The organism is Pseudomonas sp. GW821-FHT05D12 (genome assembly GCF_059419825.1).
In genome coordinates, this window is the sequence record NZ_JBWKSN010000004.1 from 1 (window position 1) to 15,366 (window position 15,366).

Below are 15,366 nucleotides of genomic sequence, written 5' to 3' on the forward strand. Positions count from 1 at the left end.
GTCATCGTCAAGATTAAATTCCAGAACCCCTGTTTGCTAACGCAGACAGGGGTTTTGTTTTGGGCGGTCGAAAAGTACGCCCGGTAGAGGACACCGCGTTCCCCGGTCACGAATAGACGTCCTGATCTGAAAGTCTTGCTGAGGCTTGATCCCACACTTTCATGACAAAAAGTCGCTATCGGCATGCCGTTCGGGGAAATCGATGCAAAGTGTTTCTGCATTTTTGGTATGGTGCAGCACATTTTCACAAGGACTGATCTTTATCCGCAGGATGCGGCGTCGACCTTCTTCAACGAGATGCTGTAGAAATGCCTGAACCAATACCCATCAAGGATCACGAAAAAGAAAACCGCCTGGTCAACAAGCGCCTGCTCGCCTGCGCGCTGCTGGTGATCGGCATCACCTGTGCCCTGGTGGGCCGCATGTATTTCCTGCAGGTGGTGCAGTACGACTATCACTCGACGATTTCCGAGAATAATCGGGTCCACGTCCTGCCGATAACACCGACTCGCGGGTTGATCTACGACCGGAATGGCGTGGTGCTCGCCGACAATCGTCCCAGCTACAACCTGACCATCACCCGGGAGCGCACCACAGACCTCAAGGGTGAGCTGGACGCCATCGTCAACCTGCTGCACCTGCCTGCTGAAGACCGTGCGGTGTTCGACAAGGCCTTGAAGCAGGCACGCCATCCTTTCGTCCCGGTGACATTGTTTTACGAGCTGACCGAAGAGCAGATCGCGGTCCTGGCCGTGAACGAGTTTCGCTTGCCTGGCGTCGACGTAGAGCCGCAGTTTGTCCGGCACTACCCGCTGGGTGCACACTTTGCGCACTCCATCGGCTATGTCGGGCGCATCAACGAGAAAGAGTCCAAGGCTCTCGACTCGGTGGAGTACCGCGGTACACAGTCCATCGGCAAGACCGGCATCGAGCGTTTCTACGAGTCCGAACTGCACGGCCACGTCGGTTACGAAGAGGTCGAGACCAACGCCCAGGGGCGTGTGCTGCGCGTGCTCAAGCATACCGACCCGATCCCTGGCAAAAATATCGTGCTCAGCCTCGACGTCCACCTTCAGGAAGCCGCCGAGGAAGCCCTGGGCGATCGCCGTGGCTCGGTGGTCGCACTCGACCCGCAAACCGGCGAAGTCCTGGCCATGGTCAGCAAGCCGAGTTTCGACCCGAACCTGTTTGTCACCGGCATCAGCTTCAAGGAATATGCCGCGCTGCACGATTCCATCGACCGGCCGCTGTTCAACCGCGTCCTGCGCGGGCTCTATGCGCCGGGTTCGACGATCAAACCTGAGGTGGCCATTGCCGGGCTCGACAGCGGTGTGGTGACCGCCCAGACCCGCGTGTTCGACCCGGGTTACTACCAGCTCCCCGATTTTGATCACAAATACCGCAACTGGAACCACAGCGGTGACGGCTGGGTCGACATGGACGCCGCCATCATGCGTTCCAACGACACCTACTTTTACGACCTGGCCCACAAACTCGGCATCGACCGCCTGCACGACTACCTGGCGGAGTTCGGCCTGGGCCAGAAAGTCTCCCTGGACATGTTCGAAGAGTCAGCCGGCCTGATGCCATCCCAGGCCTGGAAACGTGCGACCCGCCGCCAGCCATGGTTCCCAGGCGAAACTGTGATCCTCGGTATCGGCCAGGGCTATATGCAGGTCACGCCATTGCAATTGGCCCAGGCGACAGCGTTGATCGCCAACAAGGGCGTGTGGAATCGCCCGCACCTGGCCAAGACCATCAACGGCGTGCCGCCCGTCGACGAGAACCCGATGCCGAATGTGGTCCTCAAGGACCCGCGTGACTGGGAGCAGGTGAACCATGGCATGCAGTTGGTGATGCATGACCCGCGCGGCATCGCTCGGGCCGCCGCGCAAGGTGCGCAATATCGCATCGCCGGCAAGAGTGGTACTGCGCAAGTGGTCGCGATCAAACAAGGTGAGCGCTACAACCGCGACAAGACTCTGGAGCGGCATCGCGACAACGCCTTGTTCGTCGGCTTTGCCCCGGCCGAGCATCCGAAAATCGTGATCTCGGTCATGATCGAAAACGGCGAAGCCGGTGGCCGGGTGGCAGGCCCGGTGGTGCGGCAGATCATGGACGCCTGGCTGCTCGACCAGGAAGGTCACCTCAAGCCGCAGTATGCGACCCCGGCTAAAGCACCGGGTGACCCGCACGTCTGAGTCACACCTGCCACTCGTCCCACTGGTCTACGCCCGTGTAGGCCAGCCAGGGCACGTCATGCGCCTTCCAGATGTGCGCGGTGGGCCGCACGCCCGGATCATCGTCCAGCGTCGCCACCCGCACAATCACATGCGGCTGGTGCCCACGCTCGGCCATCAGGTGTGAGCCGCAGCGCGAGCAGAAATGCCTGAGCTTGCCCGGCGAAGACTCGAATGACGACAACAGACCCTCGCCTTGCGTCCAGCGAAAATGCTCACGCATCACCCCGGCTGTCGCTACAAACGCGGCCGCGTGCACCTTGCGGCAGCTGTCGCAGTGGCAGTGGCTGATGGGCATGTCCAGGCGCTCCACCTGGTAGCGGACGGCCTTGCAGAAGCAACTTCCATTCAACGCGTCAGTCATAACGTAAATGCCGGGTCAAGGATGGGGTCATCATCATCGCGCACAACCCAAGGTTGCGCATTGTTCGATGTCGCCTACTGTCAATGGAGGAGGTGACTTATGCACGTATTAGATCGCATAGAACGAAAAGTCCTGCTTAACGTTTCACGCAAACACGTCTGGGAAGCACTCACCGATGCCGAGCAATTCGGCAACTGGTTTGGAATTGCCCTGAAGGGCAAAACCTTTGCAGCGGGGGAAACCATCAAGGCACCGATCACTTATCCGGGGTACGAGCATGTGATCTGGAATGCCAAAATCGAACGTATCCTGCCGCAGACACTGTTCTCTTTCTGGTGGCACCCCTTTGCGGTGGACGAGGGCGTCGACTACGACCAGGAAACCCCGACACTGGTGGAGTTCACGATCGAGGATCGCGCGCCGGGCATTTTGCTGCGGGTCGTCGAATCCGGTTTCGATAAAGTGCCCGAAGCCCGTCGGCAGAAAGCCTTCAAGATGAACTCCCGGGGCTGGGACGAGCAGATGAACAACATCGAAAACTATTTGACCCAGGCCCGCCAGGCCTGACCCCAACGGGCATCATCACTGATGCCCGCGTTGATAACTGTCAGCCTTCGTGAGCGGTGGTGATTTCCAGGGTGTCGGTAAACGTCACCAGCACACTCTGACCGACCTTGAGGTTCTTGAGGCCCGCACGAATCTCCGGTTTCTCGACATTCAACACTTTGCTCGCACCGGCTGGGTTTTCCAGGGTGACCTGGTTTTTCTTCAAGTCGATGTGCGTGATCTTCAGTTGCACCTGTACCTGACGGAACGCTGCGCCGCCGGGGCTGGGATTATCGGCGGTCGCGCGGATCACACCGGTTTTTTCGCTGGCATCCGGCGCACTTTTGTCCACGTCGGTGTCCAGCACGGCGGCGACGGAGTGCGTGGTCAGCACTTTGACCTGGTCGCCGACCTTGAGATTACCCAGGTCCTTGGCGGCGTCGGTAAGTTGCACATGCACCTCGCCACCGTCGGCGCCTTGCAGCACCACCTGGTGCTTGGCGGCATCCACGGCCAGCACTTTGGTGGTGACTTCGTCGGCTTCCAGGGTCTTGGACAGCGGGATATCGGCAGCGAAGGCCGTGAGGTTGCCGGCGGCCAGCAGTGTGACCAGGGCGATGACGTGGCGAAGAGGGCGCGTTACTTTCATTTAAGGCACTTCCATGTAAGAGGAACTCCTGAGTCTAGTGGAGGGGCGCAGATACACAAATGCGCTGCAGGTTGGGTGTTTTAACGATTGCAATGTGCCAGAGTCTGCGCAGATAATGAGATGAATTATCATTAGCGTCTGGCAGTGTTGCGTGTCCACATCTACTGATCCCAAGGCCCTTTTAGCCGCGCTCTACGACGATAACCATCGGTGGTTGCGTGCGTGGTTGTATCGTCAGTTGAAGTGCCCCCAGGATGCCGCAGACCTGACCCAGGACACCTTCATCCGCGTGCTCGATGCGCGCCAGCTCACCCAACTTGAGGAGCCGCGGGCGTTTTTGAGCACGGTTGCACGCCGACTGTTGTTCAGTTTCTGGCGGCGCAAGCGCCTGGAACAAAGCTACCTAGACAGCCTGGCTTTACTGCCGGAGTGCTACAGCCCTTCCGAAGAAGACCTTGCATTGGTTCGCGAAGCGTTGGAAAGCATTGACCGGCTGCTCAACGGCCTGCCGGCGCGGGTACGCCAGATCTTTATCCTGAGTCGTCTCGAAGGCTTGACCCAACCTCTGATCGCGCAGCAACTGAATGTCTCCCTGGCGACTGTCGAGCGCGATTTGCGCAGGGCGTTCCTGCATTGCCTCGCGGAATCGGCGGAGCTGGCATGACGCAGCCCAAGGTGGATGCCTGTACCCGCGAGGCCGTCGATTGGCTGCTGCGCCTCGAGGCGGCTGGCGAGGACCGCGACCTGCGCCAGGCTTTCGACGCCTGGTTGCACGCCAGCCCCGAGCATGCGGCGGCCTGGCAGCGGGTGGGCAACCTGTTGCAGCAACCGATTGCCGCGCTGCACCGGGTCGAGGCGCACAGCCCTGGCCAATTGCGTGCGGCGTCCCACGCACTGATGACGCCCGACACCGTGTCGCGTCGCAAGGTGCTGCGTGGCGGCTTGGCCCTGGTGTTGTTTGGAGTCAGTGGCGCTGCGCTGCTCGACCGTGCCCAACCGCTCAACGGGTTGTGGGCCGACCGGCGTACCGCCACCGGCGAGCGCAGTACCTTCACGTTGGCCGACGGCAGCCGCTTGAGCCTCAACGCGCGCAGCTCGGTGGATATCCAGTTCACTGAGCAACGCCGCGTCGTGCATCTGCGTGAAGGCCAGGTGTTTGTCGATGTCGCCGCCGATGCCCGCCGGCCGTTTGTCATCACCACCGCGCAGGGCGAAGTCCAGGCCCTCGGCACGCAGTTCATGGTCAGCCAGGAAGCCGCCGGCAGCCTGACCTCGGTGCAACTGCACAGTGTGAAAGTCACCACTCAGGGCGGTCACCAGCGGCGCGTGGAAGCGGGGCAGGCGGCGTGGTTCAGCGAGGAATGGGTGCGGCCGGTACCGTTGTCGGCAGCCGGGCGGGTGGATTGGCGCGACGGTCGGGTCGACATTCGCGACGAGCCGCTGGGCTCGCTGATCGATGCCTTGCGCCCGTATCGCCGGGGCGTGCTGCGCATCAGCCCGCAAGCGGCGGCGCTGCGTGTGTACGGGGTGTACCCGCTGGATGATGCCGAGCAGACGCTGCAATCGCTTGCCCAGACATTCCCGTTGCGCATTCGTCGCTATGGGCCGTGGTTGACGATGATTGACGTGCAATAAACGATTATTTTCACAGGCCGTGAGGGGATCGCACGTCTCGCGAGTCAGGGTTAGAGAACGCCAACCTGACAACGAGTATCCACCCCTATGGCACCCTTGATGATTCGTCCTTGCCTGCTGACGCTGGCCATTACGCTGGCCGTCATCGGCCAACCTGCGATGGCCCAGGACACCACCCATTATTTCGACCTGCCTGCGGCCGCGCTGGGTGACACCCTCAGCCGTTTGTCCCGCGAAAGCGGGCGCACGCTGTCGGTGACCCCGGCCTTGCTGCAAGGTCGCCGGGCTGCTGCCGTCCAGGGCCAATTGACGCCGGAGCAGGCCGTGCAACAGGCGCTGGCCGGCAGCGGGCTGGGCTTGATCATTACCGACAACGGCACCTGGAGCCTGTACCTGCTGCCCGAAGGCAATTCGCTGAACCTGAGCCCCACCACCGTGACCGGGTCGGCCACGGAAAATGCCTGGGGCCCGGTAGACGGTTACGTCGCCACGCGCAGCGGCACCGCGACCAAGACCGATACGCCGATTCTGGAAATCCCGCAGACGGTCAACGTGGTCACTGCCGACCAGGTCGCGGTCCAGGGTGCACGCAACCTCACGCAGGCCCTGCGCTACACGCCGGGCATCGACACCAACGGTTATACCGACCGCAACACCATCGCCGATGAAGTCGCCAGCCGTGGCTTCGCGCCAACCCTGTTGTACCTCGACGGCGCCTACCTGCCGTACGCCGGCAGCCTGGGCGGCGCCCCGCAAATCGATCCGTACACCCTCGAGCGTATCGAAGTGCTCAAGGGCCCGGCATCCGTGTTGTACGGGCAAAACCAGCCGGGCGGGATGATCAACATGGTTTCCAAGCGGCCGACCACAGAGGCGCGGCACCAGGTCAAGTTCGGCATCGGCAGTTATGACCGGGTCAACGGTGCGCTGGATTTCAGCGGGCCAATCGATCAGGCCAAGACCTTGAGCTATCGCCTGATTGCCCTGGCCCGTGACGGCAACGAGATGGTCGACCACGCCACCGACAGCCGCACCTTGCTCGCGCCCAGCCTCACCTGGGCGCCGACCGACGAGACGGCGCTGACGGTCTACGCGCAGCTGCAGCGCGACAAGTCCCTGGCCGACTACCAGGCGCTGCCCGCCATTGGCACGCTGTACCGCAGCGCCGAGGGCCGGCATATCGACCGCGACACCTTCCTGGGCGACTCGGACTGGAACGACTACATCCGCGACCAGTACGTGCTCGGCTTCGATTTCTCCCACGCCTTCAACGACAACCTCGAATACCACTCGACGGCGCGCTACACCGACGTCAACGACCGCTACAAAGGCTTCTACCTGAACCGGTTCGTCACGCTCCCGGATAACAGCATCGACGACACCCGCGCCACCCGCACCAAGCTCGACTGGCGCCAGCACAATTCTGCCTACACGATTGATAACAACCTGCAGTTCAAATTCGCCACCGGCGCGCTGGACCATACGCTGCTGACCGGCGTCGATTACCGCCAGTTCACCCGCAAGTACCAGGGCTACAACCTGTACGGCGCAGAAATCATCGAGCTGTATAAACCCAGCAACTACCACACCCTGGGCCAGCCGACCCTCACCACCAAGTGGGACAACACCATCAAGCAGACCGGCCTGTACGCCCAGGACCAAATCAAGCTTGACCGCTTTATCCTCACCGTCGGCCTGCGTGAAGACTGGGCCGAAGTCGAGAACCGCGACCTGCTGGCCGACAGCACGGTCAGCCAGAAAGACAAGAAACTCACCCGGCGAATCGGCTTGACCTACCTCACTGATTTCGGCCTGGCGCCCTATGTCAGTTACGCCGAGTCGTTCTTCCCCAGCATCGGCAGCCAGGCCCCACAGCGCGGGGCCTCGGCGTTCAAGCCGGTGGAGGGCGAGCAGTACGAGGCGGGGGTCAAATACCAGCCCAACGACAGCTCATTGCTGACGTTGTCGGTGTACCAGATCAAGCAGAAGAACGTGCTGACCGGCGACATTGAGTACCCGGAGTATCAGCTGCAGGAAGGCGAGGTGCGCTCGCGGGGTGTCGAGTTCGAAGGCAAGACGCGTGTTGGTCAGTTCGAGGTGATTGGCGCGGTGGCCTACCTGGACTCGTTCTACACCAAGAGTAATTATGGCGATAAAGGCAACCGCAACGAGTCCCAGGCACCGTGGACCGCCAGTACCTGGGTCGACTACCACTTCGCGAGCAATGCCCTGGCAGGCCTGACCGTCGGTGGGGGCGCTCGTTACACCGGCAAGAAATACGGCGATTCGGGCAACACCTTCAAAACTCCTTCGTTTGTGGTGTACGACACGACCATCCGCTACGACCTGGGCCGTGTCAGCCCCACGCTCAAAGGCGCTGAAGCCAGCCTGAACGTGCAGAACCTGTTTGATCGCGAGTACGTTTCGGCATGCAACTATGCCTTTGGCTGCTATTACGGGCAGGAGCGCACGGCATCGTTGGCCGTGTCCTACGACTGGTAGCCTGCAACGGGTGGCAGCCCAGGCTGCCACCCGTTGACGTTTAGAAGTCCACCGTCGCCGACAACTTCGCCACGCGCGGATCGCCCTGGGTCAGGTAGCCGCCCAATGCCGATTCCCAGTACTTGGTATTGGCGACGTTCTCCACTGTGGCGCCCAGCGTCACATCCCGCTGATCGACCTTGAAGTTATAGCGCGCACCCACGTCGAACCGGTTCCAGGTCGGCAGGCTGAGGTTGTTGGCCGCGTCGGCGTACTGGCCGCCGGTGCGCAACATGCGGCCATTCACGCTCACGCCTTGCAGGCCCGGCACATCCCAATCCACCCCGGCATTGAGCTGGAACGAAGGCACGCCGATAGCGCGGTTGCCGTCGTTGGTGCCGTTGGCCGTACCGCTGACCTCGGTGTTTATCAGAGTGGCGCCGCCCAGCAGGCGCAGGCCTGGGACAGGTTCACCGAAGACATTCAGCTCCACGCCCTTGTTGACCTGGTCACCCTGGAACACATAGGTCGCGGTGCCGTCCGAATTCAGCTGGGAATAGCCCTGGGTCGGCTGCTCGATGCGATACACACCGAGTGTCGCCCCGTAGGTGCCCATGTCGACTTTGACGCCGGCTTCGGTCTGTTTCGAACGCGCGGGGGCGAAGGTCTGGCCGTTGTTGGTGACCCTGGCGTTATTGGCCGCGGTTTCCGGGGCGGTCGGTCCGGATGCCAGTCCTTCAATGTGGTTGGCGTAGAACGACACGTGGTCCCACGGCTTGAACACCAGGCCATACACCGGCGTGGTGATGCCCTTGGCGTAGTTGGCGTTGCGTGAGCCGGTGCCGTATTCATAACCCTGGACCACCAGCTCCTGGCGACGCAGGCCGGCGGTGAACAGCAAGCGGTCATCCATGAAACCGAGGGTGTCCGACACCGCCGCGCTGCGCGCGAAGGTCTTGGCGGTGATGCCCGGGTCGTTCAGGTCGCTGCCGGAGGTGAAGCCACCCTTGGCTGGCGCTGTCACATCGACGGGGTTGTAGAGGTTGGTCGCTTGCGTGCCCGAGGCAAAGTCGAAGGCGTTGCGCGCCTGGGTCCAGGTGCCGGTCAGGCCGAGGTTCAGCTTGTGGCTGACGGCGCCGGTCTGGAACTTGCCATTCAGGCCGGCCATCAGGCTGGTGTTGTCTTCTTGGTGGGCGATATTGGAGCCGCTCACGGTGGCATTGCCCTGCGCGTCGATCACGGTGAGCGACGAATAGCGGCCGATTTCGCGGGTGTGCTTGGCGCCGCCCGCGACATACGCGGTCCAATTGTCATTGAGGTCGTACTCGCCGCGCAGCATGCCAAAGGTGTCTTCCAGGCTGGTGTTGTCCCACTTCGGCGCGTAGTTGGTGTCCGCCGAGGGCGCGTTGGGGATGCTGGTCAGGCCCGGGCCGAGAAACACCGAGTTACGCCCGCCGTTGACTTGCTGCTTCTGATACACAAAGTCACCGGACAGGCGCAGGGCATCACCGCGATAATCCAGGCCGACCGAAAACAGCTTCGAACGCTGGCTCTCGTCGTCCACACCGGTATCGCCTTCGCGCTGGGAAATATTCACCCGTGCGCCAAACCGATTGTCTTCGCCAAAACGCTGGCCGATGTCCAGGTGTTCGCCGATGCGGCCATCGTTGCTGATATCGGTGCTGAAGCGGCGCAAAGGCACGTCATCGGCACGCTTGGGTTGCAGGTTCACACCGCCGCCGATGCCCGAGCCACTCGGCGTCACGCCGTTGATAAAGGCGTTGGGGCCCTTGAATACTTCGACCCGCTCCAGGGCGTCGGTGGACATCAACTGGCGCGGCAGGATGCCGTACAAACCGTTGAAGGAAATATCGTCGCCGTTGAGCGGCAGGCCACGAATCACGAACGCCTGGGATTGGTTTGCAAAGCCTGACGCCTGGCGCACGGACGAGTCATTGAGCAGGACATCACCAACCGTCTCGGCCTGCTGGTCACGGATCAGTTTCTCGGTGTAGGAGGACATGCTGAACGGCACATCCATGATGTCCTGGTTGCCCAGCACACCCAACTGGCCGCCGCGTGCCACCTGGCCGCCGGCATATACCGGGGGCAGGGCGCCGGGCGATGGGGCGTCGGCGTTGATGTTGGTGGCGCCCAGTTCCAGCGTGTTGCCATCCTGACTGTGGTTCGCATCCTGCGGGGTGGCTGGGGCTGCGGCGTGGGCGGCAAGGCTCAGGGAGCAGCAAAGGGCGAGCAGGGTCGGGCGAAACGGCACGGCGAATGGGGTACGGGTGGGCATGGTCGATCCGGACGGTGAACCGTCAGTGGTGAGGAAAAGGGCAACAACGTTGCGCGTCCTCGCTGCGCGGATACGACTCCGGTGCGAATGATAGTTATTGTTATTAATGTTCTGCAACAAAATTGTGAAGCGCGTGAGCGTGCCTGCGCGGACGGCCGACCAGCGGCCCGCGCAGTGTCCCGCTGCGCGGGTTGGCGGATAAATGCCATCGCCCATCGCGTTTGCCCGGATGCCGAGTAGAATCACGCCCTGAAAGTGATTCCTGAGGTGCGGTACGGTGGATTTACAGCAGGGTTTTGTCCTGACCCGGCATTGGCGCGATACCCCGGCGGGCACGGAGGTCAGTTTCTGGCTGGCCACCGACCACGGGCCACGGTGTATCCGCCTACCCGTGCAGACCTCGGTGATGTTTATCCCCGAGGCCCATCGCAAGCCGCTGGATTGGCTGCTCAAGGGCGAGCGCGATATCGAGTTGCGCCCGCTGCAGTTGTGCGACTTCCACCACCGCCCGGTGCTGGGCCTGTACACGCGCCAGCACCGCCAGGCGATGGACCTGGAAAAACGCCTGCGTGCCGCCGGGGTGGATGTCTACGAAGGCGACGTGCGCCCGCCCGAGCGCTACATGATGGAGCGCTTCATCACCGCCCCGGTGTGGTTCGGCGGCGTCGCCGATGCCGACGGCACGCTGCTTGAGGCGCAGATGAAACCCGCACCCGATTACCGTCCGCCGCTGAAACTGGTGTCGCTGGACATCGAGACCACCGCCCAGGGCGATCTCTATTCCATCGCCCTCGAAGGCTGCGGCGAGCGCCAGGTGTACATGCTCGGCCCGCCGAATAAAACCGACGCGGTGGACTTCAAGCTCGACTACTGCGACACCCGCGCCCAACTGCTCGAGCGCCTCAACCAATGGCTCGCCCTCCATGACCCCGATGCAATCATCGGCTGGAACGTGGTGCAGTTCGACCTGCGCGTGCTCCACGAACATGCCCAGCGCCTGGGCGTGCCGCTGTTGCTCGGGCGCGGCGGTGAACCAATGGCCTGGCGCGAGCATGGCAGCCGTAACCACTACTTCGCCGCCGCGGCCGGGCGGCTGATCATCGACGGCATCGAGGCCCTGCGCTCGGCCACCTGGAGCTTCGAATCCTTCAGCCTGGAAAACGTCGCGCAGACCCTGCTGGGCGAGGGCAAGGACATCTCCACGCCGTACCAGCGCATGGACGAAATCAACCGCATGTTCGCCGAGGACAAGCCCGCCCTGGCGCGCTACAACCTCAAGGACTGTGAACTGGTCACGCGGATTTTCGCCAAGACCGAGCTGCTCAAGTTCCTCCTCGAACGCGCCAGCGTCACCGGGCTGCCGGCTGACCGCAACGGCGGCTCCGTCGCCGCGTTCACCCACCTGTACATGCCGCTGATGCACCGCCAGGGCTTCGTTGCGCCGAACCTCGGCGACAAGCCGCCCGAGGCCAGCCCCGGCGGTTTTGTCATGGACTCGCGCCCCGGCCTCTACGAATCGGTGCTGGTGCTCGACTACAAAAGCCTCTACCCGTCGATCATCCGCAGTTTCCTGATCGACCCGGTGGGCCTGATCGAAGGCCTCAAGCATCCCGACGACAGCACCTCTGTGGAAGGCTTTCGTGGTGCGCGTTTCTCGCGTACTCGCCATTGCCTGCCGGCCATCGTCGCGCGGGTGTCCGAAGGCCGCGAAGAGGCCAAGCGCGAACATAACGCGCCGCTCTCGCAAGCGCTGAAGATCATCATGAACGCCTTTTACGGCGTGCTCGGCTCCAGTGGTTGCCGGTTTTTCGATACGCGGCTGGCGTCGTCCATCACGATGCGCGGCCACCAGATCATGCGCCAGACCCGCGAGCTGGTCGAAGCGCAGGGCTATGAAGTGATCTACGGCGACACCGACTCCACCTTCGTCTGGCTCGGCGGTGCGCATACCCAAGAGGACGCCAGCCGCATCGGCCACGCGCTGGTGCAGCACGTCAACGCCTGGTGGCGCGAGCACCTGCGCACGGCATACGGCCTGCAAAGCGCGCTGGAACTGCAGTACGAAACCCACTTCACCCGGTTTCTGATGCCGACCATTCGCGGCGCGGAGGAGGGCAGCAAGAAACGCTACGCCGGCCTGGTGGTGCGCAGCGACGGCAGCGAAGAGATGGTCTACAAAGGCCTGGAGACCGTGCGCAGCGACTGGTCGCCCCTGGCCCGGCAGTTCCAGCAGGAGTTGTACCAGCGCATTTTCCATCGCCAGCCCCATCAGGACTACATTCGCGACTACGTACGCCGTACCCTCAGCGGCGAATTCGATGAGCTGCTGATCTACCGCAAGCGCCTGCGCCGCCAGTTGGATGACTACGAGCGCAACGTGCCGCCGCATGTGCGTGCCGCGCGCCTGGCCGATGAATACAACGACCGCCTCGGGCGTCCGCGCCAGTACCAGCGCGGCGGCTGGATCAGCTACGTAATCAGCGTCAACGGCCCCGAGCCGCTGGAGGTGCGCCAGGCGCCGATTGACTACGACCACTACGTCACCCGGCAATTGCAGCCGGTGGCCGATGCGATCCTGCCGTTCGTGAATGACGATTTCGGCACCCTGGTCGGCGGGCAAATGGGCCTGTTCTAAAACACTTGCCGAGGCACTGCGCGAGCCTGCACTCTTGGTCACTGACGACCACCCGACGGCGCAGCTCCCATGACTCACATTACCTTGACCGGCACTACAGTCGAACTCCAGCCCCTGCAACCCGAACACAAGGCCGCCTTGCTCGACGCCGCCGCCGATGGCGAGCTGTGGAACCTCAAGGTCACCAACGTGCCGGGCCCCGGCACCGTCGACCAGTACATCGATACCGCGCTGGCCGGGCGTGCTGCGGGCAGCGTGATCCCGTTCACCATCGTGCGCCGCGACACCGGCCAGGTGGTCGGCAGCACGCGGTTCTGGAAGGTCGACCGGGTCAATCGCAAGCTGGAGATCGGTCACACCTGGCTGGCGCTGTCGACGCAAAAAAGTGCGATCAACACCGAAGCCAAGCTCCTGCTGCTGACCTACGCTTTCGAGGTGCTGGACTGCGTGCGGGTGCAGTTCACCACGGATGAACTCAACGAAAAATCCCGTGCTGCGATTCTGCGCCTGGGCGCCGTGCAGGAAGGCATCGTGCGCCATGAACGCATCATGCCCGACGGGCGCAAGCGCAACTCGGTGCGTTTCAGCATCATCGATTCGGAATGGCCGCAGGTGAAAGCCAACCTGCAGGCGAAGCTGCGGCGATAGGAGGAAAGGCCCATGTACACGCTCTACGGTACCGACGAGTCCGGCTCCTGCATGATCGAAATCGCCCTGGCGCGTTGCGCGGTCGAGTGGCACCGCGTGGATGCCAGTTCCTGGCAGGAAGGCCCGGGCACCGACGCCCTGGCCCGCATCAACCCGCTCAAGCAGATCCCCACGCTGGTCACCCCTGATGGCCAGGTGTTGACGGAGAGTGCGGCAATCCTGATCCACCTGGGCCTGGAATACCCCGACGCCAACCTGCTGGTGGGCAACCGTGGGCAGATCCTGCGCGGCCTGGTGTACATCGCCGCCAACTGTTATTCGGCCATTGGCATCATCGACTATCCGCAACGCTGGCTGGGCGAGGCCGAACCCGTGGTGCAGAACCAGTTGATCACCGGCACGCGGCGCTATCTGCACCAGGCCTGGGTGGTGTTTGCCGACCAGTTTGCCGACCAGTTGTTTGCGCCCAGCGGCGAGCCGAATGCGCTGGGCATCATGGCGGCGGCGGTGTCGCGCTGGGACGCGGCGCGCGAAGCGCTGGCCGCCCTGGCGCCGGGTTTTGCCCAGAGCCTTGCGCAAGTGGATGCCGATCCCGTCGTGGCCCCCGTATTCGCGCGGCATTGGCCCGCGCAATGACCGCGCTGCGGCCTGTCGCGTGGCACGTCACGCGCTGGTGCGATGACCCCTTCAGCCAGGGCGCCTACAGCGCGTTGTTGCCAGGTGGCGAGCCGAGCCTGCGGCGCCTGCTGTCAACGCCGATTGATAATCGTCTGTTTCTCGCCGGCGAAGCCTTCAACCACGATCACTCGGCCATGACCCACAGCGCCTGGGACAGCGGGCTGCGCGCCGCCAATGCGGTGATCGCGACCTCGGCTCGAACGGTGATTGTCATCGGTGCCGGTTTTGCCGGCCTCGGCGCTGCCCGCGCCTTGCAGGCGCAGGGCGTGGCGGTGCGCGTACTCGAGGCGCGTAACCGCATCGGCGGGCGAGTGCACAGCGTAGCCCTCGGTGGGCAAATGGTGGATGTGGGCGCCGCCTGGTTGCAGCAGTATGCGATCAACCCGCTGGCGCGGCGTGCCGAGCAGTTGGGCCTGGAGCGGCGCCCGACGGACTTCTCGCAGCCATTGGCCGCCGCGTGGGACGGCCCGTTGCCGGACATCAACCGCGCCTATGCCCGACTCAAACAGGCCATCGACCGTCAGCAACCGTTGGCGCCCGGCGTCGACCGCTACCTGGCCACCTTGACCACCAGCGAGCGCCGCGCGGCATGCTATGCCATCGACGCGAACCTGATCCTCGAAGCCGGTTTGCCCCTGGACCAGCTGTCGACCCAGACGCTTGACGAGGAGGGCGTCGGCCATGGCGACCAGTTTTTGCCGCGCGGTTACGGGCAACTGCTGGCAGACGCCGCCAGCGGCCTGGATATCCACCTCAACCACCCTGTGCAGCACATCAGTTGGGACGAGCACGGTGTGCGCGTGGATGATCGGGATGCCGATGCCTGCATCTGCACGGTGCCGATACCGGTGCTCAAGCAACTGAGCTTTACCCCGGACTTGCCGGCGACGTATCGCCACGCCCTGGAGCGGTTCACCATGGGCCGGCTGGAAAAAGTCGTGCTGCAGTTCGATCAGCGTTGGTGGCCGGCGTCCGAGGACGGCTACCTGCGCTGGTACGACGCGCCCGCCAATTGGGGCGAGTGGCTGGATTTGACCGATGCGGTGGGCACGCCGCTGATTGCCGGGCTGATCGCCGCAGACGCCGTGGACCGCCACTATCCAGGCAAGACCGATGAGCAGATCGCGCTGGCAGCCTGCGAAAAACTCAGCGCCTGGGCTTCCGCAATCAGAAGAAACAATGACTCCTGAA

12 protein-coding genes are annotated in these 15,366 nt (G+C 63.1%); 9 read left to right on the forward strand and 3 right to left on the reverse strand.

Annotated elements, in window-relative coordinates:
- Positions 1–308: 308 nt before the first annotated feature.
- A complete protein-coding gene (mrdA, locus tag AC07SI_RS08075; protein WP_065907300.1) occupies positions 309–2,201 on the forward strand; it encodes a penicillin-binding protein 2 in 1,893 nt (630 codons plus the stop codon).
- A 1-nt stretch (position 2,202) separates the two neighbouring features.
- Here the strand turns inward: mrdA and AC07SI_RS08080 are convergent, their stop codons facing one another.
- On the reverse strand, positions 2,203–2,604 hold the full coding sequence (locus AC07SI_RS08080; RefSeq protein WP_495005501.1) for a GFA family protein: 402 nt from the start codon (positions 2,602–2,604) through the stop codon (positions 2,203–2,205).
- Between the two features lie 99 nt (positions 2,605–2,703).
- Here AC07SI_RS08080 and AC07SI_RS08085 point away from each other — a divergent pair, with 99 nt between their 5' ends.
- Complete coding sequence (locus AC07SI_RS08085) at positions 2,704–3,171, forward strand: SRPBCC family protein (protein ID WP_495005502.1); 468 nt, start codon at positions 2,704–2,706, stop codon at positions 3,169–3,171.
- 40 nt (positions 3,172–3,211) lie between these two features.
- Here AC07SI_RS08085 and AC07SI_RS08090 read toward each other — a convergent pair whose 3' ends face one another.
- On the reverse strand, positions 3,212–3,799 hold the full coding sequence (locus AC07SI_RS08090) for a hypothetical protein (protein WP_495005503.1): 588 nt from the start codon (positions 3,797–3,799) through the stop codon (positions 3,212–3,214).
- Between the two features lie 151 nt (positions 3,800–3,950).
- Between AC07SI_RS08090 and AC07SI_RS08095 the strand changes: the two genes are divergently transcribed.
- From AC07SI_RS08095 to AC07SI_RS08105, 3 genes are all read left to right on the forward strand, one after another.
- Positions 3,951–4,463, forward strand: coding sequence for a sigma-70 family RNA polymerase sigma factor (locus AC07SI_RS08095; RefSeq protein WP_262135188.1), 513 nt, complete (start codon positions 3,951–3,953; stop codon positions 4,461–4,463).
- The gene (locus AC07SI_RS08100) at positions 4,460–5,434 is read left to right on the forward strand and encodes a FecR family protein (RefSeq protein WP_495005504.1); all 975 of its coding nucleotides are present in this window, start codon (positions 4,460–4,462) and stop codon (positions 5,432–5,434) included. The genes AC07SI_RS08095 and AC07SI_RS08100 overlap by 4 nt, the downstream gene beginning before the upstream one ends.
- Positions 5,435–5,521: 87 nt before the next feature.
- Positions 5,522–7,936 carry a TonB-dependent siderophore receptor gene (locus AC07SI_RS08105; protein ID WP_106804625.1) on the forward strand — a complete coding sequence of 805 codons (2,415 nt, stop codon included), beginning with the start codon at positions 5,522–5,524 and terminating at the stop codon, positions 7,934–7,936.
- Positions 7,937–7,976: 40 nt separating this feature from the next.
- Here AC07SI_RS08105 and AC07SI_RS08110 read toward each other — a convergent pair whose 3' ends face one another.
- Positions 7,977–10,214: a TonB-dependent receptor gene (locus AC07SI_RS08110; protein WP_495005505.1), complete on the reverse strand. Its 2,238-nt coding sequence runs from the start codon at positions 10,212–10,214 to the stop codon at positions 7,977–7,979.
- 277 nt (positions 10,215–10,491) lie between these two features.
- On the opposite strand from AC07SI_RS08110, the gene AC07SI_RS08115 reads away from it, so the two are divergent.
- From AC07SI_RS08115 to AC07SI_RS08130, 4 genes are all read left to right on the forward strand, one after another.
- Positions 10,492–12,849 carry a DNA polymerase II gene (locus AC07SI_RS08115; protein ID WP_495005506.1) on the forward strand — a complete coding sequence of 786 codons (2,358 nt, stop codon included), beginning with the start codon at positions 10,492–10,494 and terminating at the stop codon, positions 12,847–12,849.
- Positions 12,850–12,918: 69 nt separating this feature from the next.
- Entirely contained in the window at positions 12,919–13,497 is a 579-nt protein-coding gene (locus AC07SI_RS08120; RefSeq protein ID WP_106804622.1) for a GNAT family N-acetyltransferase, read from the forward strand.
- Positions 13,498–13,509: 12 nt separating this feature from the next.
- Positions 13,510–14,133, forward strand: coding sequence for a glutathione S-transferase N-terminal domain-containing protein (locus tag AC07SI_RS08125; RefSeq protein WP_065907272.1), 624 nt, complete (start codon positions 13,510–13,512; stop codon positions 14,131–14,133).
- Entirely contained in the window at positions 14,130–15,365 is a 1,236-nt protein-coding gene (locus tag AC07SI_RS08130; protein ID WP_495005507.1) for a flavin monoamine oxidase family protein, read from the forward strand. The genes AC07SI_RS08125 and AC07SI_RS08130 overlap by 4 nt, the downstream gene beginning before the upstream one ends.
- Position 15,366 lies beyond the last annotated feature (1 nt).